This is a genomic window from Frigoribacterium endophyticum, from assembly GCF_011759585.1.
Classification (GTDB): domain Bacteria; phylum Actinomycetota; class Actinomycetes; order Actinomycetales; family Microbacteriaceae; genus Frigoribacterium; species Frigoribacterium endophyticum.
On the sequence record NZ_JAAOYV010000002.1, the window covers coordinates 1,205,341 to 1,231,420 of the forward strand.

Annotated in this window: 23 protein-coding genes and 1 tRNA gene; 8 read left to right on the forward strand and 16 right to left on the reverse strand. The window is 71.4% G+C overall.

All coding sequences use genetic code 11. From position 1 onward, the window contains the following. Positions 1-197: 197 nt before the first annotated feature. Positions 198-713 (forward strand): hypothetical protein, encoded by a 516-nt coding sequence (locus tag FHR77_RS13065; RefSeq protein WP_152970199.1) that lies wholly within the window; start codon positions 198-200, stop codon positions 711-713. A 554-nt stretch (positions 714-1,267) separates the two neighbouring features. Continuing rightward, positions 1,268-1,819, forward strand: a complete 552-nt coding sequence (locus FHR77_RS13070) for a hypothetical protein (RefSeq protein WP_152970198.1) — start codon at positions 1,268-1,270, stop codon at positions 1,817-1,819. A 23-nt stretch (positions 1,820-1,842) separates the two neighbouring features. Here FHR77_RS13070 and FHR77_RS16765 read toward each other — a convergent pair whose 3' ends face one another. Continuing rightward, complete coding sequence (locus FHR77_RS16765; protein WP_082059912.1) at positions 1,843-2,118, reverse strand: helix-turn-helix domain-containing protein; 276 nt, start codon at positions 2,116-2,118, stop codon at positions 1,843-1,845. Between the two features lie 103 nt (positions 2,119-2,221). Here FHR77_RS16765 and FHR77_RS13080 point away from each other — a divergent pair, with 103 nt between their 5' ends. The 3 genes from FHR77_RS13080 to FHR77_RS13090 all read left to right on the forward strand — a co-directional run bounded on the left by FHR77_RS13080 (position 2,222) and on the right by FHR77_RS13090 (position 6,548). Beyond that, entirely contained in the window at positions 2,222-3,190 is a 969-nt protein-coding gene (locus FHR77_RS13080) for a hypothetical protein (protein WP_152970197.1), read from the forward strand. A 587-nt stretch (positions 3,191-3,777) separates the two neighbouring features. Continuing rightward, on the forward strand, positions 3,778-4,647 hold the full coding sequence (locus FHR77_RS13085; RefSeq protein WP_152970196.1) for a hypothetical protein: 870 nt from the start codon (positions 3,778-3,780) through the stop codon (positions 4,645-4,647). Further along, positions 4,644-6,548 carry a hypothetical protein gene (locus FHR77_RS13090; protein WP_054145817.1) on the forward strand — a complete coding sequence of 635 codons (1,905 nt, stop codon included), beginning with the start codon at positions 4,644-4,646 and terminating at the stop codon, positions 6,546-6,548. Before FHR77_RS13085 ends, FHR77_RS13090 begins: the two co-directional genes overlap by 4 nt. 271 nt (positions 6,549-6,819) lie before the next feature. On the opposite strand, the gene FHR77_RS13095 is transcribed toward FHR77_RS13090, so the two are convergent. Beyond that, positions 6,820-6,909: transfer RNA gene (locus tag FHR77_RS13095), tRNA-Ser, on the reverse strand. A 210-nt stretch (positions 6,910-7,119) separates the two neighbouring features. Between FHR77_RS13095 and FHR77_RS16460 the strand changes: the two genes are divergently transcribed. After that, complete coding sequence (locus FHR77_RS16460; protein ID WP_167260828.1) at positions 7,120-7,995, forward strand: SGNH/GDSL hydrolase family protein; 876 nt, start codon at positions 7,120-7,122, stop codon at positions 7,993-7,995. Positions 7,996-8,156: 161 nt separating this feature from the next. Beyond that, a complete protein-coding gene (radA, locus tag FHR77_RS13105) occupies positions 8,157-9,521 on the forward strand; it encodes a DNA repair protein RadA (RefSeq protein WP_056057903.1) in 1,365 nt (454 codons plus the stop codon). A gap of 533 nt (positions 9,522-10,054) precedes the next feature. On the opposite strand, the gene FHR77_RS13110 is transcribed toward radA, so the two are convergent. From FHR77_RS13110 to FHR77_RS13125, 4 genes are all read right to left on the reverse strand, one after another. After that, entirely contained in the window at positions 10,055-10,543 is a 489-nt protein-coding gene (locus tag FHR77_RS13110) for a dehydrogenase (RefSeq protein WP_167260830.1), read from the reverse strand. A 4-nt stretch (positions 10,544-10,547) separates the two neighbouring features. Then, positions 10,548-11,225: a hypothetical protein gene (locus FHR77_RS13115; RefSeq protein WP_167260832.1), complete on the reverse strand. Its 678-nt coding sequence runs from the start codon at positions 11,223-11,225 to the stop codon at positions 10,548-10,550. A 149-nt stretch (positions 11,226-11,374) separates the two neighbouring features. Then, the gene (locus tag FHR77_RS13120) at positions 11,375-11,908 is read right to left on the reverse strand and encodes an amino-acid N-acetyltransferase (protein WP_167260834.1); all 534 of its coding nucleotides are present in this window, start codon (positions 11,906-11,908) and stop codon (positions 11,375-11,377) included. 227 nt (positions 11,909-12,135) lie between these two features. After that, positions 12,136-14,619, reverse strand: a complete 2,484-nt coding sequence (locus tag FHR77_RS13125) for an ATP-dependent Clp protease ATP-binding subunit (RefSeq protein ID WP_056057913.1) — start codon at positions 14,617-14,619, stop codon at positions 12,136-12,138. Positions 14,620-14,804: 185 nt separating this feature from the next. On the opposite strand from FHR77_RS13125, the gene FHR77_RS13130 reads away from it, so the two are divergent. Next, entirely contained in the window at positions 14,805-15,851 is a 1,047-nt protein-coding gene (locus tag FHR77_RS13130; protein ID WP_167260836.1) for an NAD(+)/NADH kinase, read from the forward strand. A 116-nt stretch (positions 15,852-15,967) separates the two neighbouring features. Here FHR77_RS13130 and FHR77_RS13135 read toward each other — a convergent pair whose 3' ends face one another. The 10 genes from FHR77_RS13135 to folP all read right to left on the reverse strand — a co-directional run bounded on the left by FHR77_RS13135 (position 15,968) and on the right by folP (position 26,021). Then, positions 15,968-16,984, reverse strand: coding sequence for a sigma-70 family RNA polymerase sigma factor (locus FHR77_RS13135; RefSeq protein WP_167260838.1), 1,017 nt, complete (start codon positions 16,982-16,984; stop codon positions 15,968-15,970). A gap of 586 nt (positions 16,985-17,570) precedes the next feature. Further along, entirely contained in the window at positions 17,571-17,753 is a 183-nt protein-coding gene (locus tag FHR77_RS13140) for a hypothetical protein (RefSeq protein WP_056057920.1), read from the reverse strand. A 77-nt stretch (positions 17,754-17,830) separates the two neighbouring features. Beyond that, positions 17,831-19,357: a lysine--tRNA ligase gene (gene lysS, locus FHR77_RS13145; protein ID WP_167260840.1), complete on the reverse strand. Its 1,527-nt coding sequence runs from the start codon at positions 19,355-19,357 to the stop codon at positions 17,831-17,833. Positions 19,358-19,487: 130 nt separating this feature from the next. Further along, complete coding sequence (locus FHR77_RS13150; RefSeq protein WP_167260842.1) at positions 19,488-20,258, reverse strand: Rossmann-like and DUF2520 domain-containing protein; 771 nt, start codon at positions 20,256-20,258, stop codon at positions 19,488-19,490. Then, the gene (locus FHR77_RS13160) at positions 20,255-22,435 is read right to left on the reverse strand and encodes a PH domain-containing protein (RefSeq protein WP_208380823.1); all 2,181 of its coding nucleotides are present in this window, start codon (positions 22,433-22,435) and stop codon (positions 20,255-20,257) included. The genes FHR77_RS13150 and FHR77_RS13160 overlap by 4 nt, the downstream gene beginning before the upstream one ends. Beyond that, entirely contained in the window at positions 22,432-22,911 is a 480-nt protein-coding gene (locus tag FHR77_RS13165) for a PH domain-containing protein (protein ID WP_167260844.1), read from the reverse strand. Before FHR77_RS13165 ends, FHR77_RS13160 begins: the two co-directional genes overlap by 4 nt. Positions 22,912-22,949: 38 nt before the next feature. Next, complete coding sequence (locus FHR77_RS13170; protein WP_167260846.1) at positions 22,950-23,423, reverse strand: DUF3180 family protein; 474 nt, start codon at positions 23,421-23,423, stop codon at positions 22,950-22,952. Further along, positions 23,420-24,082 carry a 2-amino-4-hydroxy-6-hydroxymethyldihydropteridine diphosphokinase gene (folK, locus tag FHR77_RS13175; RefSeq protein ID WP_167260848.1) on the reverse strand — a complete coding sequence of 221 codons (663 nt, stop codon included), beginning with the start codon at positions 24,080-24,082 and terminating at the stop codon, positions 23,420-23,422. The genes FHR77_RS13170 and folK overlap by 4 nt, the downstream gene beginning before the upstream one ends. Further along, positions 24,079-24,528, reverse strand: a complete 450-nt coding sequence (folB, locus tag FHR77_RS13180) for a dihydroneopterin aldolase (RefSeq protein WP_341777374.1) — start codon at positions 24,526-24,528, stop codon at positions 24,079-24,081. The genes folK and folB overlap by 4 nt, the downstream gene beginning before the upstream one ends. Continuing rightward, complete coding sequence (gene folP / locus FHR77_RS16705; protein ID WP_341777375.1) at positions 24,525-26,021, reverse strand: dihydropteroate synthase; 1,497 nt, start codon at positions 26,019-26,021, stop codon at positions 24,525-24,527. Before folP ends, folB begins: the two co-directional genes overlap by 4 nt. Between the last annotated feature and the right edge of the window lie 59 nt (positions 26,022-26,080).

A 26,080-nucleotide genomic window follows, 5' to 3' on the forward strand; every position in this document is an offset into this window, starting at 1 on the left:
CCGATCGACGCTTCCTACCTCACAGCCCCGCGTGACGCCCAGGCGGATCTTGGAGGGTCGGCCCGGCTGATGCAGAAAAGCGCGGGCGGGGCCTTGAAGAAGCCGAACCACCCGGTCAGGTCCTGGGCGCCTATCGCCAGTCAAGCCGTTGACTGTCAGCCCGTTAGCATCGGGGCTACCTCCCTCGGATCTGATGCATGAGCGAGCGCCCCTCTCCCGAACACCGAGCCCGAGTACGCGCCACCGGCCTTGATCGAGAGCACCTAGTCGCGATGGGCGAGGTCGCGTACTGGTCTGCTCGACTGGAGCGCACGCTAGCGTTCGCCGTCATGGCCCTCGTCAGCGACGATGACCGCGAGACAAATGACATAGGAATTGTGGTGACCCGTGGCGTCTCCTTCAGCGGCCTGCTCGAATTGGGCGCGAAGCTCGTGAAGCTGCACCGCTTCCAGGGGCAGGTACGCGACATGTTCACGCGACTGTCCGCCGACTCGAAAGTTGCGATGGAGAGCCGGAATCACCTGCTGCACGGCGCGTGGACAACACCGGGAAAAGGACCAGCTTCGGCGAGCCGGGTCAAGGCCAAGGGGACCGTGGATCGCACATTCACCGTGGCACAGGTGGAAGACGTCGCTTACGACCTGGCAGTGCTCGCAGATCAGCTATTCATGCTGTTTCTCGTCATCGAAGGCGCGGTCGACTACGAGGAGTGACCACCTTGGGCCGATGCTCTTCGAAAGGTTCTGGGCTAACCGCGCCACCCCGAGTGGCAATCAACCGGGATGCCTCGGACCAATCGGCACGAGGTTCGAAGCGGCCCTCAATGAGCCTTCTGCGACAGCTCCAGCGGTGATTGCAAGCCCGATCTGCGCGTACGCGGCCATCAGCGTGCCGACACGGTGCCGAGCATCTCGCTCGAGGCGCTCCCCCTCCGCCGCAAAGCTCCGATCCGTGACGAAGCACTGCAACTGGTCGTACACGTGGTCCCACCGGACAGCGACCCGAGCGCGGCGCGATCCGTTGACCTCCTCGAAGTGGAGAGACCCGAAAGGCCTCCCATCCCTCATTCCCAGATCGACTCCGGCAAGTCGCCAATCTTGAGCCACGCGCGAGACATCCGCTCTCCAGACGACCACGCTCGGCGGGCTCGCGCCTAATCCGACAATCGTGTATTGCCCTGCAGTCTGCTCGCCCTCGGCCACTCCGCCACCTTCTAACTTCTTGTGATCCTGGACCCTCCGCATGGATGGTGGTAATAGTAATGACCATGGATGCAAGCAAACAAGCGAAGCCGACCTCGGGGCAGCGCAAGGCCTTCGGCATCATCACGATTCAAGGGCTTTTCCTGGACCTGAGCGACTCGCTCATAGCCCAACCAAGCAGCAGCGTCACATGGAGAGCTCACCCTGCCGGCCCACTCTCGGGCCTCACAGCAGCCATAGATGAGCACGAGGCGTCGATCAGCTGGGCGCCGACGTCAGATGTGCTCCGCGAGACGAGTACCGAAGATGCCCCCGACGAGCTCTTGGCCCATGTGCGACAGACCTATCTGACCTATCTCGAGCTATGCCTCAGGCTCGGTGAGTTCCAACTCGAGGCAACTCCGGTCACTGACGCCGCAGAGAACATCACCGGAACGTCACTTCGAGCCCGGCTGGTAGAGCGAGGAGCAGTCTGGCTCGACGAACTTCCCACTGCCAACCAGCAACGGTTCGCACCAATCCCCAGGGCCGACGAGGTGACCATGGTGGACATTCCCGACAGACCCTCGCCGCAGACAGACCCCGGGGGCGGGCAAAGGCCTGATGAATCGACATGACCAAGACCGTCACGTTGGAACGATCAGCTGTGGCGCGGCCAAAGGGAAACGCCGAGCCCCCGCTCGAGCTTCGCGATCGTTTCGAGGTCCGGCCACACCTGGCCCGCCAGGACGCTGAGCAGAGTCGTATGGGTGACACCTGAAGCTTCGGCTACCGACCGGATGCTGCGACTGCCGACGGCCTGACGAAGGTTCTGCGCGAATCTGCGAGCCACTTCCCCGATCGGGTCGTCCGAGCGAACGTCTGGCCACGGGGACGGGGCCAGCGCGGCTGGTTTCGCACGCGCTGTTCTACCCATGCCGCAAGGCTAGGCGCGCCAGCTCGCGCGCACGGCCGCCCCGTCGAACGTATCACAAATTGGTCATTGTAATGACCACTTTCGAGCTTGGAGATGAGCGCCGGTGAGCGATGAAGCTGACGAACGCCGCGAACGGCAGCTCGAGGTAATGAAGCGCATGGCCGAGAGGGAGCCCGAGGTGCTGGCTGCGGCTCATTACGACTACACGCCGAAGATGCCTGCTGATCAGTGGGCCGCCATCCGCCCTTACGTGCGGCGCGTCGTCCGCGACACGGCCCCCAGAACGCCGTACTCCGAGAAGGAGCTCTACCCGGCCGTTTCCCGTCTCGCCCTGTTCGCCTGGGCGGTAGCTAACGTTCCCCTCGAAGATGACAACGTCTTCGACCCGAGGTTCATCAACCGCTTCGTGCAGCATCACCTCGGGCAGTACAGCAGGGCAGGAAAGAACACCCTGCGCGCTCGGTTGAGACGCACGTCGGAGGCGCTCCTGGGCGACGAAGCTGCGGGTACATTCCGGGCCCTGGGCAAGGCTGAGGCGTCACGTCCGTACACCCCGAGCGAGGTGGCGTCGTTGTTGTCGTGGGCCAGTAGCCAGCACGACGAGGAACGGACGACCAGCGCCGGCGCGCTCCTCGCGCTCGGACTCGGGGCAGGACTGACGGGGCGGGAGATCATCGATCTAGAACTCGTGAACATCACGTCAGATAGTCGGGGCGTCGCGGTGCGCGTGTCGGGTGACGAGGCGAGAAACGTCCCGGTTCTTGCTCAGTGGGCCCCCTTCCTGCAGCGCCGAACGGCGTCCAAGGCAGCCTCCCGGTGGGCATTCCGGAGCGGGCAGCGAGGCGGGAACATCAATCTCGTCACGGACTTCGTCAGCCGGAATCCACGCCCTGCGGTCGAGCTGCAGTCCCGACGCATGCGAGCGACCTGGATCGTGGAACACCTCCGGCGGGGGACGCCCCTCGACCTGTTGTTGGAGGTCGCCGGCTTGCAGTCAGCCGAAGCGCTCGACCGGCTCTTGCCTTACGTCGCCAGAGCGGACGACGACCCCCGGCGGTACTCACTTCGCTGATGGTTACCACCCCGGCGCGAGCCGAGGCTGCGGCCATGACGCCCGTATAGGGACAAGACGATCACTTCCCGCGTCGGCCAGGTTCCCTCAGACGCCCAAATGGCGACGGGCATTTGCCACGTCTTCCAGACGCATCACGACCTCACCCCTAAGCAGACGCCCCAGCCGCTCAGGACTCTGCCCAGAGGCAGCCGCGTACGTCCCGACAGAGCGGAATTGTCTCGCTATCTCGACTCGGATGCTGCACGCCAGGCGATGCTGAATGCGAGCAGCGCCCCACTGGTCGAGCTGGCCTGACGAGAACGACACCGCCGAGACCCACTGAGCTTCGGGGTCGCGACCGAAGCGGCCTGGCTCACGCAGGTAGGACCGCGGCTCGAAACGTGGATCAGGCACCTCCGCAGTCTAGATGTGCGCTGAAAGCGCACCAGACCGCTTGATGGCCTTGTCTTGTCTCATGTCCATCTCTCGTGACCACCCCTGACGAGACACAGCCTCCGACTTCCCCCTCTTCCCAACTCGAGCGTGCCGTAGCACACTTTGGTCAATCTAATGACCACGCCACGCTGGAGCTACAGGAGGCGATCTTGCGCTATCAGCCGCGACGTATCGCCCCGACCAAGTGGCTGCCCGTTCGGGACTTCACGCTCGCGTGCGTCCTCGACGCCAAACCCCACGACATGCTCTACACGAGGATCCTCCTGACCTTCGCGAGCCGGTACGTCGTGTGGGCGTTCCACGAAGCCGGTGCGGAGCTGCGCCGCGATGACCTCTTCTACCCGTCCATGATCTACCGCTTCGCCCGCACCTACCCCAGCGCCAAGACGCAGCAGCTTGCCGAGACCAGACTCCTGAACCTCGCTGAAGCGCTTGGTTACGAGCCGTCTCCTCACCGCCTCAACAAGCAGAGCCGGGAGATACGACCCTTCTCGCATTCCGAGCTTCCCGCCTTCGAGAGCTGGGCCGCGTCGAGGTCCACCGACCGAGCCCGCCGGGATTCTTATGGGCTTCTCGCGCTTGCCGGTGGCGCAGGCCTCGGTGCGACCGAGATCGCCGCGGTCCGTGGCCGGGACTTGACGCGCACTCCGGCTGGCTGGGTCGTCCGTGTGACCGGAAAGGCGCCGCGAAGCATCCCCATCCGAATCGGGTGGAATTCGTACGCAGACATCGCTTTCGAGGGACTCGGCGACGATGACTACGCGGTCATCCCCCACCGCAAGGAGTCCTCGCGGGAGATCGCGCTGATGCACTACGGCGCCCGATACGACGGTCCTGCTATTCGGCGCCTCCGCATCACCTGGATCGTGGACCAGATCAACGTTCTGCCCCTGGCGAGCATCGTCTACGCGGCCGGCTTCAAGAACGTCTCGTCCCTCCTTCGCTACGCGCCCTTGGCCAAGGTCATGCCCGAGGTTGAGCTTCACGCGCTTCTCCGCTCAACGGGAGCGACTCAGTGACCGGCAAGCCCTCTTTCCATGACGAGGAGTTCTTCAACGGCATCTACACGGCCGACCGGATCGTCAGCGGATCGACCAAGACGACCAAGTTCCGCGGCGCCGACGCCCGTGAGTGGATGACTTTCCTCCGTTCATCGGGTGTCATCGAGCTCCTCGCGACATGGCGCGCGGAGGACCGCGAGAAGAAAGCCCCGGGCGGTGCCAAACCGAAGATCGATGACCTGGCCATCCTGACCGTGGTGATGATGCTCCTGTCGGAGCAGTCCATGATCTTCGTGCGCGAGATGGGCCGCGTCTTCGAACACCGTCTCGACGATGAAGCCCGTCGCGAGCTCGGCATCGCTCACCTGTACGACAACGACAAGCCCAACGACTGGTACTTCCTGGCATGGCGGGCCATGCACCGCATCATCGACCTCTGGGACGCCTGGCCGGCGCCCCGCCGCCTGCTCACCCGGGACGAGCGGAGCAGCCTGGACGCGCTCCGGGACAAGAACATCGAACGCCGCGCACACGAGCGCAGCATGACCTTCACGAACACGCTGCTGGAGGCCACCGCCCAGAACCTGCCTCGAGCCGTGCGACGTCAGCGTCTCGCGCTCTCCGTCGACCAGACAGTGCTGCGTGCACCGAGCCAGAAGAACCGTTGGCCGCGGGAGAACGGCGTCGAGCAGCCCATGTTCATCGCGGGCACGGACAAGGAACAGCCGAAGTACGCGATGGAACTCGAAGCTGACCTGTACCCGATCGACAAGGGAGAGAAGGAACGCGTCTTCAGCAAGCACACCAAGGAGAACGGCAAGGCGAGCGTCAAGCAGGCACGGAGCCGGTGGCTGCTCGCCTACACCGCGAACCTCATCATCGACGTCAACGAGGACCCTTCAGGGGACCCCACCGAAGCACCACAGCTGATCCGTGGGGCGAGCCTGACGACGCCCAACAAAGGCATCGGGTTCCACACCGTCGAGCTCGTGAAGAACATCCAGGAACGCGGGTACGACATCGCGCGCCTCTCGTCCGACCTCGGGTACTCCGCGGGTCTCACGATGGAGGACTTCCACCGTCCGATGAGAGAGCTCGGCGTCGGCCTCGTCTTCGACTACAACCGCGCGAACCAGACCGGTGTGCGGGGCCAGGTCGGCGGAGCCAAGCTCGTTGAAGGCGGTCAGTTCTGCCCCGGCACACCGAAGCGACTCCTCGATGCAACGGTGCGGCGCAACAACAAGGAGATCGACAACGTCGAGTGGTCCCAGCAGATCGACGAGCGTGACGCATACCGACTCCACAAGAAGGAGGGTCCCGACGCCAACGGCAACGTGAAGATGCGCTGCCCAGCCCTCGGCCCGAGTGCGACGGTCGAGTGCCCCCTCCGCAAGCTCGACAAGCGTGCATCGCCGGACAAGGAACGCCGGCAGGTGCTGCGCGCCAACGTCCCCAAGCAGACAGATAAGGTCTGCTGCCAGACCTCGATCACGGTGCGCCCGGAGGACGGCGAGAAGATGAACCAGATGCTGCCTTATGGCAGCAAGGAGTGGTCCAAGACCTACCGCCGCGACCGCAACAGCATCGAGAGCTTCAACGCCTTCATCAAGACCGGTCCCGAGCGCATCGCCGACTCCAGTGCACGGCGCCTGCGCGGTCTCGCCGCTCAGCAGTTCCTTCTCGCCATGCTCGCGACGGCCGCCAACATCCGCAAGATCGTCACCTTCCTCGCCGCCAAGCACCGAGCGCCGAAGGACCGCGACCGCCGCGTCGCGAAGGGCCTGACGCCGGTGCCTGCACGGCGCACCCGCCGTCGTGATGCCGAGGGCATGAGCAACTACCGCGCCGACTACGTCCGACCCGAACTGTCCCCGTTCCCGACGAGTGGACCCACCGTCGATCCGCCTCCGCGAACGTAGGCCCAGGCCCGTTCCAAGGCACCACACCCGAGCCTTCCGCTATCCCCCACCGCTCACGAGTCAATCCGGCGCGCCCAGAAGGGCGCGTCGCTTCGTCGTTTAAGCCGCCCGCACGCCTGGTGGCCGAGAGGGAGAGGCCAAGAGGTCCCGAACCCCTCGCCGGGAAGCGCTTCTTGGCCCAGAAACGGAAGAAAGCCCCCGAGCTACTCGGGGGCTTTCTTCTCGGGCTGAGTTCCGCAAACGAATTTCGGATGATGCGCAAACAACCCTCTGGCGGTACCGGTGGGATTTGAACCCACGGTGGAGTCTCCCCCACACATGTTTTCGAGACATGATCCTTCGGCCGCTCGGACACGGTACCGGGAGAGAGTTTAGTACATCCCGCGGCCATGTCGGAAATCGGGGTGGCGGGGGTGCCGACCCGCGCCTCCTGCACTCGGCTGGGGCCACGGAGAACCGCGTTCCGCTCCATGAACCGCGGCACGACTCGGTTCATCGAACGGAACGCGGTTCATGGCCACGCCACGCGCGCGGTGAGCAGCCGCCGAAGTGCCCGGCGTAGCGTCCAGGCATGCCCACACGCCACACCGCCGCCGCCTTCTTCTCGGGCGTCGGCGTCACCCTCGCCGCCACCGCAGCCGCCGGAGCCGGCGTCCGCAGCTTACTCCGCCACCGGAACGCCGCCGCCGCCGACCTGAACGCCCTGCTGCCCGTCCACTCGGCCTGGTGGCGCGCCCGGTTCGACCGCGGAGGCGCGCTGCTCTACGTCGCGATGGGCGACTCCGCCGCGCAGGGCATCGGCGCCTCGAGCCCCGCCCGCAGCTACGTCGGCCGCCTCTCGGCGTACATCCGCCGCCAGGGCCACACCTCGCTGCGCGTCGTCAACCTCAGCGTCAGCGGCTCGACCACCTGGCTCTGCCGGAAGGACCAGCTGCCGAAGTTCGAGAAGTACGAACCCGACGTCGTCACCGTGGCCATCGGCGCCAACGACATCATCGCCTTCGACCCCGAGTCGTTCGAGAAGAACATCCGCGTCATCTACGGAGCCCTGCCGTCGCACGCCATCGTCGGCGACCTGCCCGCCATGTGGATCCCCGATCGCGAGAAGAAGCTCGTCGAGGCCAACCGCATCGTCCGCCGCGTCGCCGACGAGTTCGGCCTCACCGTCGCCCCCCTGTACGCCACGACACGGAAGCAGGGCTTCTTCCGCACCTACCGCAACTCGGCCGGCGACCTCTTCCACCCCAACGACCGCGGCTACCGCGTCTGGGCCTCCGCCTTCGAGCCGGCCGTCGCCGCCCGCGTCGCCCGCATCGCCGCCGACCGCGCGGTCACCGACGCCACCGCCACCGTGCACGACGCCGCCGCCGCGGGGGCCGTCGCCCGCACCGCCGAGCGCCGCGCCGGCCGTGCCGCCCAGCGCGGGACGGACGCCGCGGGCCGCTGAGCACCGAGTGGTCGCGAACGGCTCGCACCCCGGTGCGGAGGAGCCGGTCGTGACCACTCGGCCCGCGCCTCCCGCCCTCCCCAGGTCGGCCGAGAGAGCCTTCTCCCCAACAGCCCCGAGGAGGCGCCCCCGCTGTCGGTGGACCCACCTAGGCTGACCGCATGGCCCGCTCCACCTCCCCCTCCTTCCGCTGCACAGAGTGCGGCTGGACCAGCCTCAAGTGGGTCGGTCGCTGCGGGGAGTGCCAGCGCTGGGGCACCGTCGTCGACGTCACCTCGGCCCTGGTCAGCGCCCGGGGCACGGCCCCGGTCACCGTCGGCGGCGACCGCGTCGCCCGCCCCATCACACAGGTCGAGGCGAACAGCGTCGCGTACTGGCCGAGCGGCATCCACGAGTTCGACCGCGTGCTCGGCGGCGGCATCGTCCCCGGCGCGGCCATCCTGCTCAGCGGCGAGCCCGGAGTCGGCAAGTCGACCCTGCTGCTCGAGGTCGCCTCCCGCGCCGCCGCCACCGGTGCCCGCGTGCTCTACGTCACCGCAGAGGAGAGCGCGGCGCAGGTCCGCCTCCGCGCCCAGCGCACCGGTGCCATGCACGACAACCTCTTCCTCGCCGCCGAGGTCGACCTCTCCGTCATCCTCGGGCAGATCGACCAGGTCGACCCGCAGCTCGTCATCGTCGACTCCGTCCAGACGGTCTCGTCGTCGTCCATCGACGGCATCGCGGGCGGCACGTCGCAGGTGCGAGAGGTCGCCTCGACCCTCATCCGCGTCAGCAAAGACCGGAACCTGCCGGTGCTGCTGGTGGGGCACGTGACGAAGGACGGCACGATCGCCGGCCCGCGCCTCCTCGAGCACCTGGTCGACGTCGTCTGCCAGTTCGAGGGCGATCGCCAGACCGCGCTGCGGTTCATCCGCGCCCACAAGAACCGCTTCGGCCCGACCGACGAGGTCGGCTGCTTCGAGATGACCGGCGACGGCATCGCCGAGGTCGCCGACCCCAGCGGCCTCTTCATGTCACGCGGCGGCCCACCGGTCAGCGGCACCTGCATCACCGTCGCGATGGAGGGGCGGCGTGCGCTCCCGGTGGAGGTCCAGGCCCTCATCGTGGCCAGCAGCACCCCGCAGCCCCGCCGCGTCGTCAACGGCGTCGACTCCTCCCGGGTCGCCATGCTGCTCGCCGTGCTCGAACGGCGCGCGGGCATCCGCCTCGGCGACGCCGACGTCTACGTCTCGACCGTCGGCGGCATCAAGATCACCGAGCCCGGCGCCGACCTCGCCATCGCCCTGGCCCTCGCGAGCGCCAGCCGTGACGCGAGCTTCCCCCACACCCTCGCGGCCGTCGGCGAGATCAGCCTCGCAGGCGAGATCCGGCCCGTGTCGTCGCCGAAGCAGCGCGCGTCGGAGGCCCGGCGTCTCGGCTTCACGCAGCTCGTCGACTCGGAGTCGGGCAACCTGCGCGAGGCGCTGCGCCGCGCGTTCAGCGCTGCGGCGACGCCGCGCGAGCGCGAGCTCGACGCCGCGTTCTAGCGCGCGTCGCGCGCGCCGCGAGGCACCCCGTCCTCGCACGCGAACCACGCCGCGGCGGGGTGCCGGTGCGAAGACGGGGTGCGGCACGCCGCGCGCCACCCGGAGCAGCCCGACCCGATCCGGCCCGCGAGACACCACGTCCTCGCACGCGAACTAGGCCGCGGCGTGGTTCCGAGGCGAGAACGTGGTGCGGCACGCTCCGCGCCGCCCGACCCGCCTCGCTTCGCCACACACCCCGTTCTCGCATACGAACCCCGCCGCGGCATGGTGCCGGTGCGAAGACGGGGTGCGGCACGCTGCGCGGGGCCCGGAGCGGCGCGGCGCGACCCGCGTGGCACCCCGTTCTCGCACGCGCACCCCGCCGCGGCAGGGTTCCGTCGCGAAGACGGGGTGCGGCACACGGCGCGCGGCCGGGTGCGGCCCGGCCCGGCCCACCGGGCACGCGAGACACCACGTCCTCGCACGCGAACCACGCCGCGGCGTGGTTCCGAGGCGAGAACGTGGTGCGGCACGGCGCGCGCCACGGCGGGCGGCTAGCGGAGGGCCTTGAGCAGGTCCTCGGGGGTCGCGGCCATCGTGTGCGGCCCGGCGATGTCGAAGAAGACCTGCTCGAGCACGTCGAGGTGCACGTCGAGGAAGGCCCGCAGCGCGTCGGCGTCGTAGAGCATCACCTCGCGGCGCGGGTCGTCCGGCACCATCGCCGCGTAGGCGTCGGCCGACGAGAAGAGCAACAGGATCCGCTTGTCGGTGTTCTCGCGGCCGAAGACGCGCACCTGCTCGGCCGCCCCGAAGACGGGACCGTCGTCGGCGGACTCGTCCGCGCCTCCCTCGGCTCCAGCGGCCGTCGAGCCTCCGTCAGCGCCCGAGGCACCCGCAGCACCGGCACCCGCACCCGCGCCCGCGGGCGCCACCAGCTTCGGCACCACGACCACGTCGTGACGGAGGGCGAACGCGACGGCCGCGACGTCCTGCGACGCCAGCGCCAGCTCGAGGGCCTCGGAACGGGGAGAAGGATCGGTCATGCGCTCAGTTCAGGATCATGGGGGCGGTGTCGGCCGAGACGATGTCTCCGACGCTGACGGTCAGACGGTAGGTCGCGCCTCCCGCAGGAACCGGGGTGCGCGTGCCCTCGCAGGTGTCGGGGGTGGAGCGGGTGCGGTCCCAGGCGATCGCCGGCGTGGTCAAGGTCTGGCCGGCCTGGATGGTGACGACCTGGTCGGTCGGGTTCACCTGGCAGTCCTTCGACGACCACCACTGCTCCTGGCCGCTCGTGACGACGAGGGCCTGCTGGCTCGACCCGAGGTTCAGCGAGCAGTCGACCGAGCCGGTGTTCGTGATCGACATCGAGATCTGGGGCAGCTGCGTCGACGCGTACGTCGCCGCGTCGGTGATCGGCACGAGGTCGACGACGCCCGCGGCGCAGGTGGCGTCGTCGCCCGCGGCGGGCGCGTCGGTGGCCGGAGCGGTCGCGTCGGCGGCGGGAGCCGCGCCCGTGGCGGGTGCCGAGGCCTCGGTCGTCTCCTCGGCGGCGGCCGGGGGCGTGCTCGTCGCGGCAGCGCCGGGCTCGGCGGCGCCGGAGCCGGGTCGCACGACGATCAGCACGATGACGATGATGACGACGACGAGACCGAGGGCGACCATCGCACGCCGACGCCAGTACACCGAGGGCGGCTGCGGCCCGGTCGGATCCATGAACGTCGACATGAGCAGAGGTTAAGCGCTGGTCACCGCCGTGACCGGGAGGGCGGCGGCGTGTGCGCTGAGAATGGGCCGAGCGTGCGCCGAGCCCGTCGAGCCGGCTGAGCCCGGCGAGTCAGTCGAGCCCGGTGGACCACCCGCGCCCGACCGTCGACCTACGGCCGCGGCGGAAGCGCCTTCAGCATGCGCGAGTTGCCCAGCGTGTTCGGCTTCACGCGCGCCAGGTCGAGGAACTCCGCGACGCCCTCGTCGGTCGACCGCACGAGCTCTGCGTACACCTCGGGCGGCACGAGACCCTCGTCGCCGACGTTGAGGTAGTCGTGCTTCTCGAAGAAGTCGACCTCGAACGTGAGGCAGAACAGGCGACCGATCTCGAGACGACGGGCCGCCTCCTCCAGGCCGTCGAGGAGGCGGTGGCCGACTCCCTTGCGGATCCACGCGGGGTCGAGGGCGAGGGTCCGGATCTCGGCCAGGTCGTCCCACATGACGTGCAGCGCGCCACAGCCGACGGGCACCCCGTCGGGGCCGATCGCGATCTGGAACTCCTGCACGTCGCCGTAGAGCGTCACCAGGTCCTTGCCGAGCAGGATGCGTCGCTGCACGAACGGCTCGCAGAGCCTCTGGATGTGCGGCACGTCGCTGACGACGGCGTCACGCACGGTGATGCCGTGCTGGTCGGCGGAGGTCATCGGGCCAGCCTACCCACGCGCCCCGCGCCTCCGGCGGGCGGGGAGAGCCGAGGAGGCGCGGGTCGGCGGGTCGGCGTCGGTCACGGCGGGTCAGCGCCCACCCGCCCGCGGGGACGGTGACCCGCCGCACCCCACCGCGCGAGGACGCACGAACGCCCGAGGGCGGCCCGGCCGGAGCCGGACCGCCCTCGGGCGCCACTGCGGGTGAGACCCGCACGGGGTGCTGCCTAGTCGTCGCTCTTCTCGAGCACGAGCACCTCGTCGCGGCCCTGCTGGCGGGTCGTGGTGAACACGAACTCGCCGTCGACGTAGTCGACCACGACGTGGTCGCCGGCCGTCAGGTCGCCCGTGAGGATGCGCTCGGAGAGGCGGTCCTCCACCTCGTGCTGGATGGCACGACGCAGCGGGCGAGCACCCAGGGCCGGGTCGAAGCCGACCTGGATGAGGCGCTCCTTGGCGGGCACCGTCAGCATGGCCGTCATGTCGCGGTCGAGCAGACGCTCGCTGAGGCGCTTGACGAACAGGTCGACGATCTGGAGCAGCTCGGGGCCCGACAGCTGCGGGAAGACGATGGTGTCGTCCACGCGGTTGAGGAACTCGGGCTTGAAGTGCTTCTTGAGCTCCTCGTTGACCTTGGCGCGCATGCGGTCGTAGCCGGTCGCGGTGTCGCCCTCGATCTGGAAGCCGACGGGGCCGCCGGCGATGCCCTTCGAGCCGAGGTTGGTCGTCATGATGATGACCGTGTTCTTGAAGTCGACGACACGACCCTGGCCGTCGGTCAGACGACCCTCCTCGAGCACCTGCAGCAGGCTGTTGAAGATGTCGGGGTGGGCCTTCTCGATCTCGTCGAACAGCACCACGGAGAACGGCTTGCGGCGCACCTTCTCGGTGAGCTGGCCGCCCTCCTCGAAGCCGACGAACCCGGGAGGGGCACCGAAGAGGCGCGAGACGGTGTGCTTCTCGCCGAACTCCGACATGTCGAGGCTGATCAGCGCGCCCTCGTCGTCGAAGAGGAACTCGGCGAGCGCCTTGGCCAGCTCGGTCTTGCCGACGCCCGTGGGCCCCGCGAAGATGAACGAGCCGGAGGGGCGGTTCGGGTCCTTCAGGCCGGCACGCGTGCGGCGGATGGTCTTGGAGAGCGCCGCGATGGCCTCCTCCTGACCGATGACGCGCTGGTGCAGCGCCTGCTCCATGAAGACGAGACGCGAGGTCTCCTCCTCGGTGAGCTTGAAGACGGGGATGCCCGTCGCCTGGGCCAGCACCTCGGCGATGATGCCCTCGTCGACGGTGCCGCCGGCTCCGGCCTCGCCCGAGCGCCACTGCTTCTCGAGGCGGAGGCGCTCACCGAGCAGCTTCTTCTCCTCGTCGCGGAGCGAGGCGGCCTTCTCGAAGTCCTGGTCCTCGATGGCGGCTTCCTTCTGGGCGCGCACGCCGGCGATGCGGTCGTCGAACTCGCGCAGCTCCGGCGGGGCCGACAGGATCGAGAGGCGCAGGCGGGCGCCGGCCTCGTCGATCAGGTCGATGGCCTTGTCGGGCAGGAAGCGGTCGCTCACGTAGCGGTCGGCGAGGTTCGCCGCCGAGACGATCGCGCCGTCGGTGATGGACACCTTGTGGAAGGCCTCGTACTTGTCGCGGAGGCCCTTGAGGATGTTGATCGTGTGGGGCAGCGACGGCTCGTTGACCTGCACCGACTGGAAGCGGCGCTCGAGGGCGGCGTCCTTCTCGAAGTGCTTGCGGTACTCGTCGAGCGTCGTGGCGCCGATGGTCTGCAGCTCGCCGCGGGCGAGCAGCGGCTTGAGGATCGACGCGGCGTCGATCGCGCCCTCGGCGGCGCCCGCACCCACGAGGGTGTGGATCTCGTCGATGAAGACGATGATGTCGCCGCGCGTGCGGATCTCCTTGGTGACCTTCTTCAGGCGCTCCTCGAAGTCACCGCGGTAGCGGCTGCCGGCGATGAGCGAGCCGAGGTCGAGCGAGTAGAGCTGCTTGTCCTTCAGGGTCTCGGGCACCTCGCCCTTGACGATGGCCTGCGCGAGGCCCTCGACGACGGCGGTCTTGCCGACGCCGGGCTCGCCGATCAGCACGGGGTTGTTCTTCGAGCGGCGGGAGAGGATCTGCATGACCCGCTCCATCTCCTTCTCGCGACCGATGACCGGGTCGAGCTTGTTGTCGCGCGCGGCCTGGGTCAGGTTGCGGCCGAACTGGTCGAGGACCTGGCTGCCGCCCTGGGTGCCCTGCTGCTGCTCGCCTCCCACGGCCACCGCCTCCTTGCCCTGGTAGCCGGACAGGAGCTGGATGACCTGCTGGCGGACCCGGTTGAGGTCGGCGCCGAGCTTCACGAGGACCTGGGCGGCGACGCCCTCGCCCTCGCGGATCAGGCCGAGCAGGATGTGCTCGGTGCCGATGTAGTTGTGGCCGAGCTGGAGGGCCTCGCGGAGGCTGAGCTCGAGGACCTTCTTCGCGCGCGGCGTGAAGGGGATGTGACCGGTGGGCTGCTGCTGGCCCTGGCCGATGATGTCCTGGACCTGCTCGCGCACGGCGTCGAGCGAGATGCCCAGCGACTCGAGGGCCTTGGCGGCGACGCCCTCGCCCTCGTGGATGAGCCCGAGCAGGATGTGCTCGGTACCGATGTAGTTGTGGTTGAGCATCTTCGCCTCTTCCTGGGCGAGGACGACGACGCGACGGGCACGGTCGGTGAATCTCTCGAACATCTTCTCTTGCTCCCTCGGTGGCGGGGTGGGAGTGGCGCCACCGCTCATGCAGTCGGTGCCAACTGGGGGCAGCACCGGTGTCTGTTGTCGAGAGTAACCACGGGCCCCGGGGTTCGCAGCCCCTGTTCGCTGGGGGCGTGACGGAGGTGCAGCGACCTGTCGGAGCGCGCCGGTACGGTCGCTCCATGGGCACCTTCACCGTCGGTCTCGTGCCGCACCCCACCAAGTCCGTGGCCGAGTCGGTCGCGATCCTCTGCGCCTGGAAGCAGGACGGCCTGCCCGGCAAGGGCGACGTGCTGCTGATCGCGCTGCAGAGCGACGAGCACCGGGTCGCGGGCGCGGTCGAGCTGGTCGACGAGCGGTCGTTCCGCGACCGGGTCGACGTCGTGGTCGCCCTCGGCGGCGACGGCACGATGCTCGGGGCGATGCGCCTCGTGGCCGACCGCCCGGTGCCGGTGCTCGGCGTGAACTACGGCAACCTGGGCTTCCTCGTCGAGGTCGAGCCCGCCGACCTGCCCGACGCGCTCGAGCGCCTCGCCGCGAAGCGCTTCTCGCTCGAGCCGCACCACGCCGTCGAGGTGGTGCACTCGACCTCCACCGACGAGCACACCTTCCTCGCCTTCAACGACGTCTCGATCGCGCGCCGCCCGGGCGAGGGCGTCGTCACGGCCGACCTGGTCGTCGACGGCACGCCGTACGGCCACTACAAGGCCGACGCGATCATCGTCGCCACGAGCGCCGGCTCGACCGCCTACAACTACGCCGCGGGCGGGCCGGTCATGTCGCCGGCCGTCGCGGCGACGCTCATCACGCCGGTCGCCCCGATGTCGGGCATCGACCGCTCGGTGGTGCTCGGGCCGGGCGAGGCCCTGCGGTTCCAGGTCGGCGCAGGCACCCGGTCGGCGGCGCTCGAGGTCGACGGCCGCGTGGTCGCCGACGTCAGCGAGGGCTGCGTCGTGTCGATGCGGCTGCAGCGCGAGGCCGGGCAGGTGATCCGCTTCGACGCCGGGCGGCACGCGACGAAGGGGCGGCTGAAGCTCAGCCTGCTCGACCTGCCGCTCCGCGAGGACCAGCTGCTCGAGCTCGTGCCGAGCGACGTCCGCGCCAAGTTCAAGGCCCGGACGGCGCACCGCCGCGGCGGGCTCGTCTCCGCGGCGCAGCTCGAGGCCGAGGCGGCGGAGGTCGTGGCGAGCGCCGAGGCCGAGGACGAGGCGGGCGACGCCGCCCCCTGACGCGACCCTGGAGGCTCCGGGGAGGCACGGGGCGGCAGACGACGGAGGGCCGCCTCCCCGGGGCGGGGAGGCGGCCCTCTCGTGGTCGTGCCGGTACAGCGGGCGCTGCCGCCGGACTACTGCAGGTACAGCTGCAGGTCCTGGCTGACGGCCTTCGCGAACATGCGCAGGCGGGCGCGGCTCTCGACGCGCGAGACGGCCTGGCGCGAGCTGTGCACGCGCTTGCTGATCTCGTCGAGGGTCATCGGCTGGTCGTCGTCGAGGCCGAAGCGCATGCGGATCACGCGGGCCTCGTCCTCCGGCAGCGTCGCCACGAGGGCGTGCATGTCGCGGTTCAGCAGCGAGTTCTCGGTGGCGGCCGTCGGCGACGGCGTCTCCTCGTCCTCGATGAAGTCGCCCAGCTCACTGTCCTCGGCGTCGCCGACGACGGTGTGGATCGAGACGGGCTCGTGCGAGCGCGACTTGAGCTCGACCAGGTCGGCGACCTCCATCGCGACCTCGGCGGCGACCTCCTCGACGGTGGGCGCACGGCCCAGGTCGACGGTCAGGTCGCGCTCGGCGCGCGAGATGCGGTTGATGCGCTCCACCGTGTGCACGGGGATGCGGATGGCACGCGCCTTGTCGGCGAGGCCGCGGGCGATGGCCTGACGGATCCACCAAGTGGCGTACGTCGAGAACTTGTAGCCCTGCGTGTAGTCGAACTTCTCGACCGCGCGCACCAGGCCGAGGTTGCCCTCCTGGATGACGTCCATGAAGGGGAGGCCGCGCTGCGTGTAGCGCTTGGCGATGCTGACGACGAGGCGGAGGTTCGCGGTGATCATGCGGTCCTTCGCACGCTCGCCGTCGTGCTGCAGCCAGCGGAGGTCGCGCATCGTCTCGGCGTGCGCCTTCGTGCGGACCTTCTTGACCGCGTCGGCGGCCTGGAGCTCCTTGAGCTTCTCGCCGGCGAAGAGGCCGACCTCGATGCGGCGGGCGATCTCCGTCTCCTCCGCGGCGTCGAGGAGGGGCATGCGGCCGATGTGGCGGAGGTAGTCGCCCACCTGGTCGGTGGAGGCGCCTCGCACCTGCGAGAGGACCTCGACCTCGGTGTCGTCGGTGGTGTCCGTGGTGTTGCGCGTGGTGACGGTAGTCATCGTTTCTCTCCCTGCTCGAATTCAGACCGTGGTGTCGTGTCGAATAGTTCGTGAAGCTCTTCGGCGTACTTCGAGTCTGGTGCCAGCACGAAATGACACTGGTGTCATTCAGGCAGTTCACAAGGTTGTTCGGAGGGCACGTACAGGGTTTCGAGTGCTTCGGGGGACGAACGGGGTGCGGCTTTGACTCGGAGCACATCGCGGGTGTAGGCCCGGTCGGGGTCGCACGGGGTACGGCTTCCTGGGTGCGACCCCCGTGCATCCCCATGAACACGGGGATCGCGGGGTGTCAAGCGAACACTGCGCGACTGTCCGCCGAACGCGGCGGGGTACGCGGAGACCGGCTGTCCGCCCCACCGATGAGGGGGACACCGAGGCCCGTGGGAGGCGCCCCTCAGCCCCCCGAGACCACCCGGGTGAGCAGGAGGTCGAGAGCGAGATCGCGGGCACGCCGCCGCCCACCGCGGGCGGGATCGCCGCGGGAGGGGTAGTGGGGCCACGACGACGAACGAGGTGACCCGTCCGGGCCCCTCCACGAGGGAGAGGACCCAGGACGAGTCACCTCGTCAGAGCTCGGAGCGGCGCCTCAGCGGCCGGAGCGCTCCTCGGCCTCGGCGCGGGCGCGCTCCTCGGCCTCGATCTGCGAGTAGACGGTCCGCTCGGTGCGGTCGGCACGGAGCAGCGACCGGACGGCGAACCAGAAGATCAGCCCGACGACGATGGTCGGGGTCACGGCGAAGAGCGCGGCTCCCCAGAAGGTCTCAGGCACTCCACCAGGGTAAGCGATGGTGCCCGGGAGTCCACCGGGTACCGAGGCCGGCCCTCACGAGCCGACCCGCGCCTCCGTCACTTGACGAGCGGGAAGAGGATCGTCTCGCGGATGCCGAGGCCGGTGATCGCCATCAGCAGGCGGTCGATGCCCATGCCCATGCCGCCGCTCGGCGGCATGCCGTGCTCGAGCGCGCGGAGGAAGTCCTCGTCGAGGCGCATCGCCTCCGCGTCGCCGCGGGCCGACAGCGCGGCCTGCTCGACGAAGCGCTCGCGCTGGATCACCGGGTCGACGAGCTCCGAGTACGCCGTCGCCAGCTCGAAGCCGCGCACGTAGAGGTCCCACTTCTCGACCACGCCGGCCTTCGACCGGTGCTGGCGCACGAGCGGGCTCGTGTCGACCGGGAAGTCGACGACGAAGGTGGGGCGGTCGAGCGACGGCTTGACGAAGTGCTCCCAGAGCTCCTCGACCAGCTTGCCGTGCGTCTCGTGCGGCACGACGAGCTCGACCGAGTCGGCGAGCTCCCGCAGCTCGGCGACCGTCGTCTCGGGCGTGATCTCGCGGCCCGCGGCCTCGCTGAGCGACTCGTACATCGGCACGCGGGCCCACTCGCCGCCGAGGTCGTACTCCGAGCCGTCGGCGAGGGTGACGAGGTGCGAGCCGGCCACGGCGTGCGCGGCGTTCTGCACGAGCTCCTGCGTGAGGCGGGCCATCTGCTCGTAGTCGCCGTACGCCTGGTAGGCCTCGACCATCGCGAACTCGGGCGAGTGGGTGGAGTCGGCGCCCTCGTTGCGGAAGTTGCGGTTGATCTCGAAGACGCGGTCGATGCCGCCGACCACCGCGCGCTTGAGGAACAGCTCGGGGGCGATGCGGAGGAAGAGCTCGGTGTCGAAGGCGTTGCTGTGCGTCTGGAACGGGCGTGCCGCGGCACCGCCGTGCATCGTCTGGAGCATCGGGGTCTCGACCTCGAGGTACTCGTACGAGTCGAAGGTGCGCCGCAGCGACGAGACGGCCGCGGCACGGGCCCGGACCGTCGCCCGCGCCTGGTCGCGCACGATCAGGTCGAGGTAGCGCTGACGCACCCGCGTCTCTTCGCTGAGCTCGGAGTGCAGGTTCGGCAGCGGCAGGATCGCCTTCGCGGCGATGCTCCACTCGGCGACCATGATCGACAGCTCGCCCCGCCGCGACGAGATGACCTCGCCCTTGACGAAGACGTGGTCGCCGAGGTCGACGAGCTCCTTCCAGTCGGCGAGCGCCTGCTCGCCGACGGCCGCGAGCGAGACCATCGCCTGGATGCGCGTGCCGTCGCCGGCCTGCAGGGCGGCGAAGCAGAGCTTGCCGGTGTTGCGCGCGTGCACGACGCGGCCGGCCAGGCCGACGACGTCGCCCGTCTCGGCGCCGGGCTCGAGGTCGGCGTGGCGGGCACGGACGGCGGCGATCGTGTCGGTCACCGGCACGCCCACGGGGTAGGCCTCGCGGCCCGACTCGAGCAGGCGGGCGCGCTTCTCGAGGCGCACCTGCTTCTGCTCCGACGCCTCACGGGCCGCCTCGGCCTCGGCGGCCGCCTCGTCGGTGGGGGTGCTGGTGTCGGGGGCGTCGGTCATGTGCGAGGGGCTCCTGCAGGGGACGAGGGGTGGAGGCGGTGCGGGCGGTGCGAGCGGTGCGGGCCCGGGGGCGGGCGCGGAGGGGCTGGCGGGGGCGTGCGGGAGGCGCGGTGCGGGTCGAGCCCGGACCTCACGCCCCGTGCCGCGGTGACGGCCCGTCGTCGGCCGACGGGCGCCCGAACGGCACGGTGTCGATGGTACCGGGGCCCACCGACCCCTCGGCGACGGCGAGGGCGCGGTCCATGGCCGAGCGGACGAGGGGCGCGATCACGCGGCCGGGGTCGGGCACGCCGAGCTCGGCGAGCATGCCGACCGACTGGGTGACGATCGCCGCCGAGAACTCGGACGCGGTGGCGACGGCCTCGGCGTAGCGCAGCCGGTCGGCCTCCGCGACGAGCACCGGCTCGGCGCCCATCTCGACGACGAGCGCCTGGCCGATCGGCTGCACCGGCACCGGCGCGGTGACCGCGCAGTACGCCTCCCGCAGGCGCACGAGGTCGATGGTCGTGCCGGTGAAGGTGAGGGCGGGGTGGATGGCGAGGGGGATGGCGCCCGCCTGCAGCGCGGGGCGGAGCACCTCGAGCCCGTGCACGGGCGACGTGTGCACCACGAGCTGGCCGGCCTGCCAGGCGCCGGTCGCGGCCAAGCCCGTGACGAGGTCGGCGAGCTGGTCGTCGGGCACCGCGAGCAGCACGAGCTCGGAGCGCTCGACGATCTGCTGCACGGTCAGCACCGGAGCACCGGGCAGGATCGCCTCGGCGCGGTCGCGGCTGCGCTCGGAGACGGCCGAGATGCCGACGATCGCGTGGCCGGCCGCGGCGAGCGCGGCGCCGAGCACGGGCCCGACGCGGCCGGCGCCGACGACCCCGATGCCGAGGCGTCCGCTCTGCTGGGGGCTCATCGGGGGTCGTCCTCTCGGTGGCGGGCGGGGGCGGGGGCGGGTGCGGATGCGGGTGCGGGTGCGGACGCCGGCGTCGGGGCTGGCGCGGGGGCCGGTGCCGGGGCGGGGGCCGGCCGCGCGTCCGGGGGCGTGGCGGGCGTCGGCGACCCGACCCGCGACTCCTCGGGGGGAATCCGAGAGGGATCCGACGCAGCGAGCCCGTTCTCCGCGGCTGTCTGGTCGCTTGCAACCGGATCACTCTCAGATTTGAGAGCAGGAGCAGGAGCAGAGGCAGGAGCAGAGGCAGGAGGGGCGGGAGCGGGAGCGGCGGGGCCGGGAGCGGAGGCAGGGACCGGGGAGGCGGCGGGCACGACGCCGGCAGCGGTGGCGGGAGCGGGAGCGGGAGCCGAGGCGGCGGGGACCGGGGAGGCGGGGGGCTCGGCCGCCGAGGCGACGGCGAGCCAGCGGTGGGTGCGGTCGGCCCGGGCAGCCTCGACGCCGTCGCGGGCGGCTCCGGTGAAGAAGGCGAGGGCGTCGGCCTCGTCGAGGGCTCCGATCTGGGCGGTGATGGGCCCCGCGACCGTGTGCAGGTGCACGGCGGCGAGCCGGAGCCGCCGCAGCAGCGGGCCCTGGTGCAGGCTCACGCTCTGCACCCGAGGCAGCGGCACGATGATCAGCTCACGCCAGATCGCGCCCTTCCGCAGCAGCAGCGCACCGGGCGCCGCCCGGAAGCCGTTGCGCCGCCACGAGAACCATCGCAGCACCGCGGCCCGACGCGGCGACGTCGTGAAGCCGCCCTCCGAGCCGCGCGACGTGAGGCCGTCCTCGACGAGCCGCAGCGTGTGCGAGGCGTGCTCGTCGGCCGCGGCGCGCAGGTCGTCGGGGGGCGAGGCCGCCGCAGCGGGTCCTCCCGAACTCTCGACGTCCGCCTCCGGCGCCCCGTCCGCCTCGGCCTCGGCCGCCGCCGCGAGCCCGACGAGCTCGGGCAGCACCAACTCGAGCACCCGGCGCACGTCGCCCTCGTCGCCCACCGGCAGCAGCACGCTCGCGCCCTGCTGCCCCGTCGACGACGACGCCGCCGCGCTCGACCGCGAGGCGCGGTTGATGCTGATCTCCCACCAGCCGAACGGCCGCCAGAGCAGCGGCTGGCTCACGCGCACCGAGTGGATGCGCCCGGGCGGGAGCGTCTCGTTCGTCGTCGAGAAGAGGCCGTAGCCGATGCGGATGCCGTCGCGGGTGCCGGCGATGCTGTACCGCAGCGACTTCGACACCCGGTTGACGTAGTAGCCGCTCGAGCCGAGCACGGCCGGCAGCAGCGCGAAGAGCAGGAACCACTCCCCCGTCAGCCGCACCGTGACGACGACGGCGATCGCGGCGGCGACGATGAACAGCGTGTAGCCGCTGAGCACGACGGAGCCGACCAGCCTGCGCAGGTCGACCCGCACGACCGACTCGGGGGGCGCCTCCTCGGTGCCGTCCGCGAGGAACTCCGCGGCGCGCTGCTCGACCAGGCCGACGAAGCCCGGCCGCCCGGCCGGCCCCTTCGCCAGCGAGACCCCCTCGGCGCGCTGGGCCCCGGAGGCGCGGCGCAGGATCTCGCGCCGGAGGTCGTCGGCCGAGGCGGAGCGCAGGTACGCGAGGCTGACGTTGGCGTCGTCGCCCGCCTGGCTGACCTCGAGCTTCGCGGCGCCGAACAGCCGCGCGAGGACGGGCCGCTGCACGGCGATGCCCTGCACCCGGTCGAGGCGTGCCCGGCGCTCGGTGCGGAAGACGATGCCGCTGCGCACCTCCACGGTCTCCTCCGTGACGCGGAAGGTGTTCATCCGCCAGGCCAGCCAGAAGAAGGTCGAGAGCACGGCCACGACGACGACGAGCCCGAGCAGCACCCAGCCGAGCAGGCCGTGGTCGACGACGTAGCCGAACGGGTCGCCGTCGTCGCCCCCGCGGCGCCCGCTGACGATGCGGGCGACGAGCTGCACGACCCAGTCGCGCGCGTTGTAGATGACGACGCCGAGCGCGACGATCAGCGCGGTGCCGCCGCGGAGCAGCGGCGTGGCCGGGTGCAGCCGGTGCCACTCGCCGTCGGTGAGCGCCGCGACCTCGGCGGGGGCCGGCGGCCCGGCGTGCCCGGCGGGGCCGGGAGCCGGCGGCCCGGCAGGCCCCTCCGGCCCCGCAGCCGACGGCCCGACGTCGGTCACAGCCCCGCCCGCCTCGACTCGGCGAGCTCGACCAGGCGGTCGCGCAGCGCCTCCGCCTCGGCCTCGGGCACCCCGGGGATGGTCACGGCCGACGACGCGGCCGCCGTCACGAACTTGAGGTCGCTGAGCCCGAGGGCGCGCACGACCGGCCCGCGGTTGATGTCGATGAGCTGCATGCGGCCGTAGGGCACGGCGACGACGCGGGTGAACAGGATGCCCTTGCGCAGCAGCAGGTCGTCGTCGCGCAGCTGGTAGCCGATGGCCCGCACGCGCCGCGGCACGAACGCGCAGACGAGGAGGGTGACGACGACCAGCCCGGCCGTGAGGAGGCGCCACCAGGGCGAGTCGAGGAGCCACAGCGGCAGCGTGGCCGCCGCCACGACCAGCCCGGTGACGAGCCAGCCGATCAGCTCGGGCCAGACGTACCGCGGCGAGACGCCCGTCCAGGTCGCGTCGGCGACGTCGAGTCGGCTCATGGCGGTCCTCCGGGGCGGTGCGGTCGGCGGGCGTGCTCTCAGGCGGCCTGGGCCCCCGGCCCGCCGTCGTCGTCGTCACCGGGCGGCACGGTGCACATGTGCTCGGCGACGATCCCCCCGACGAGGAGGCCGAGGCCCCCCACGACGGCCACGACCGCGGGCACGACGGAGCCTACTGCCACCCCCACGCCGCGCGTCGTCATGAACAGCAGCACCCCGCCGGCGCCGCCGCCGAAGAGCGCCCCGGCCAGGCTGCTGGCCTTCGCGAGCAGCAGCACCCGGGTGGCGTAGTACGGGTCGACGCGCTCGGTGCGCGAGCCCCGGGCCACGCGCCGGACCGGCATCGCCATCGTCACGACGATGCCGCCGATGGCGAGGAGGACGAGCCCGAGCACCACGGGCGGCACGATCGACGGCCGGCCGGTCGCGACGAGCGCCGCGTCGAGCACGAAGCCGACCACGAGGGCGACGACGGCGAGGCCGATCAGGGTGGCGGGGCGGGTGTGTCTCACGCGTCGGCTCCGGGGGTGTGGTCGGGGGCGGGGGCGGCGGGCTCGGAGCGGGCGGCGCCGGGGGCGCGCTCGGCGGGTGGCCAGAGCACGCCCGCTCCCGCCACCGGCCGGGTGCGGTCGGGCAGCGCGGCCAGCAGGTCGGCGACGCGCCCTGCCCGGCCGAGCCGCGCCTCCGGGTCGACCTGCAGCCAGGGCTCGAGCACGAAGGCCCGCTCGGCGGCGCGGGGGTGGGGCAGCGTGAGGCGAGGGTCGTCGCTCTCGTCGTCGCCGAGCACGACGACGTCGAGGTCGAGGGTGCGGTCGCCCCAGCGCTCGGTGCGCACCCGGCCGCGGTCGGCCTCGATCGACTGCAGGGCCGCCAGGAGGTCGAGGCCGCCCAGGGTGGTGTCGACGAGGGCGACGGCGTTGAGGTAGTCGGGCTTGCTCTCGTCGGGCCCGTCGAGCGTGACGGCCACCGACGAGACGGGGGCGGACGCCGCCACGACGCGCACCCCGTCGACGGCGTCGAGGGCCGCGACGGCGTCGCGGAGCAGCCCGTCGCGGTCGCCGAGGTTGGAGCCGAGCGCGATCACCGCGCGACGGGCGAGGGGCGCGGGAGGCGCGGTGCGCGAGCCGGCGACCGGGACTGAGCCGGGGCGCGCGGGCCCGGCCGTGCTCACGCGCGCTCCCGCACGACGGTGATCGACACGTCGCCGAACGGCACCGTGATCGGCGCGTGGGGCTTGTGCACCGTGACCTCGGCCCGCACCGCGGCGGGGAACGACAGCACGACGTGCGCGAGCCGCTCGGCGAGGGTCTCGACGAGGTCGACCGGGTCGCGCTCGACGGCCGCGACGAGCTGCTCGGCGAGCACGCCGTAGTGGACGGTCTGCGCGAGGTCGTCGCCGTCGGCGGCCGGCGCGGCGTCGAGGTGCACGACGACGTCGACCACGAACTCCTGGCCGTCGCGCCGCTCGTGCTCGAAGACGCCGTGGTGGCCGGTGGCCCGCACGCCGCTCAGGCGCAGCACGTCGAGGCCGTGCGGCACGAGCCGGAGCGGCGGGGCTGCGGGAGCTGCGCCGGCAGCAACGGCGTCGGTGCCGCCCGCCGGCACCTCGGCGCTCACGCGTGCCTCGCCGGTCGGGCGGGCACGGCGGCGCCCTGCCAGGCCTGCAGCACGTCGAGGGCGACGCGGGTGCCGGCCGCGTCGTGCACGCGCACCGCCCACACGCCGGCCTGGGCCGCGAGCACGCTCACCACGGCGGTGGGCAGGTCGCGCTGCTCGGGCGGGGCGCCGTCGGGCAGCAGCTCGCCGAGGAACCTCTTGCGCGACGCCCCCACCAGCAGCGGCTGGCCGAGGCGGGCCAGCTCGGGCAGGGCGGCGAGCACGCGCCAGTTCTGGGCGGCGTCCTTCGAGAAGCCGACTCCGGGGTCGAGCACGAGGCGGTCGAGGCGCACGCCCCGGCCCGCGAGGGCGTCGACGCGGGCGGCGAGCTCGTCGCGGACGCGGCGGGCGACGTCGCCGCCGTAGTCGGGCGCGCTGCGGCCGTGCTCCAGGTGCCCGCGCCAGTGCATGGCGACGAAGAGCCGCTCGGTCTCGGCGGCCACGTCGGCCATCGCGTCGTCGGCGAGGCCGCCCGAGACGTCGTTGATGACGTCGGCGCCGGCCTCGACGGCGGCGCGCGCCGTGGAGGCGTTCATCGTGTCGACGCTGACCCGCACGCCCTCGGACGCCAGCTCGCGGACGACGGGCAGCACCCGGCGCTGCTCCTCGAGGGGGTCGACCCGCGACGCCCCGGGGCGCGTCGACTCGCCGCCGACGTCGACGAGGTCGGCACCCGCGGCGACCAGCTCGCGCGCGTGGTCGAGGGCCGCGCCGAGGCCGACCCAGCGACCGCCGTCGCTGAAGGAGTCGGGGGTCACGTTGAGGATGCCCATGACCAGGGCGCGCCCGCCGTCGGAGGGCAGCAGGTCGAGCGGGACGGCCGGGCGGGCCCGGACGACGACGGGCGCCGCGTCGGCTCCGCGACGTCGCGCGCGCTCACCACGGGGCCGACCGGGCTCGACCGAGGAGCGCGGCGGGCCGTCGACCAGCCCGGGGGCGGCGTGCGAGCCGACCCGGGTGCGCTCGGCGCCGACGGGCAGCGGGCCGTCGAAGCGGCCCCCCGCGACGAGACGACGGCCGGAGGCGCGGGTCGGCTCGGCCTCGCCGCCCGCCTGCACGGGGGTCGAGACCGCACGTCGCGACACGGCGTCGCGCGCGGGCGTCGGCGACGGCTGCGCGGGCTGCGCCGAGGTCGGCTGCGCGGGAGACGGCACCGGCTGCGCAGGAGTCCGGGCCGGCGGCACGCGGATCACCGTGGCGGACACCTCCGCCGCTGCACGCGTGGCCGGCGTGTGCGTCACGGGAGGCAACTGGGCGGGCGGCCGGACGGCGGCCGTCTCGTCGAGGGCGAGCGCGAGGCGCCGCTCCGTGCCGGAGGCCGGGGCCGACGTGGGCGGAGCGTCGACCTCGACCGGGTCGGGGTACCGCTCGCGCCCGCGGGGCCGCCGCCACGCCGGAGCGTCGGCCGCGGCGGCCGGGTCGCGGCGGGAGCCGCCGGTCGGCGAGTCGGTCACGAGGTGCTCCTTGCCATCTGGCCTACGGTTCGACTGACCAGGCTACCGACCGGGGCGGG

What these genes read in the sequence shown, in the direction of transcription:
- FHR77_RS16765 (WP_082059912.1), bottom strand. Translation starts at nt 2,118, where the DNA reads ATGGGTAGAACAGCGCGTGCGAAACCAGCCGCGCTGGCCCCGTCCCCG.
- FHR77_RS13135 (WP_167260838.1), bottom strand. Translation starts at nt 16,984, where the DNA reads ATGACTACCGTCACCACGCGCAACACCACGGACACCACCGACGACACC.
- FHR77_RS13110 (WP_167260830.1), bottom strand. Translation starts at nt 10,543, where the DNA reads ATGACCGATCCTTCTCCCCGTTCCGAGGCCCTCGAGCTGGCGCTGGCG.
- FHR77_RS13065 (WP_152970199.1), top strand. Translation starts at nt 198, where the DNA reads ATGAGCGAGCGCCCCTCTCCCGAACACCGAGCCCGAGTACGCGCCACC.
- FHR77_RS16460 (WP_167260828.1), top strand. Translation starts at nt 7,120, where the DNA reads ATGCCCACACGCCACACCGCCGCCGCCTTCTTCTCGGGCGTCGGCGTC.
- FHR77_RS13115 (WP_167260832.1), bottom strand. Translation starts at nt 11,225, where the DNA reads ATGTCGACGTTCATGGATCCGACCGGGCCGCAGCCGCCCTCGGTGTAC.
- radA (WP_056057903.1), top strand. Translation starts at nt 8,157, where the DNA reads ATGGCCCGCTCCACCTCCCCCTCCTTCCGCTGCACAGAGTGCGGCTGG.
- FHR77_RS13130 (WP_167260836.1), top strand. Translation starts at nt 14,805, where the DNA reads ATGGGCACCTTCACCGTCGGTCTCGTGCCGCACCCCACCAAGTCCGTG.
- FHR77_RS13120 (WP_167260834.1), bottom strand. Translation starts at nt 11,908, where the DNA reads ATGACCTCCGCCGACCAGCACGGCATCACCGTGCGTGACGCCGTCGTC.
- FHR77_RS13070 (WP_152970198.1), top strand. Translation starts at nt 1,268, where the DNA reads ATGGATGCAAGCAAACAAGCGAAGCCGACCTCGGGGCAGCGCAAGGCC.
- lysS (WP_167260840.1), bottom strand. Translation starts at nt 19,357, where the DNA reads ATGACCGACGCCCCCGACACCAGCACCCCCACCGACGAGGCGGCCGCC.
- FHR77_RS13125 (WP_056057913.1), bottom strand. Translation starts at nt 14,619, where the DNA reads ATGTTCGAGAGATTCACCGACCGTGCCCGTCGCGTCGTCGTCCTCGCC.
- FHR77_RS13150 (WP_167260842.1), bottom strand. Translation starts at nt 20,258, where the DNA reads ATGAGCCCCCAGCAGAGCGGACGCCTCGGCATCGGGGTCGTCGGCGCC.
- FHR77_RS13165 (WP_167260844.1), bottom strand. Translation starts at nt 22,911, where the DNA reads ATGAGCCGACTCGACGTCGCCGACGCGACCTGGACGGGCGTCTCGCCG.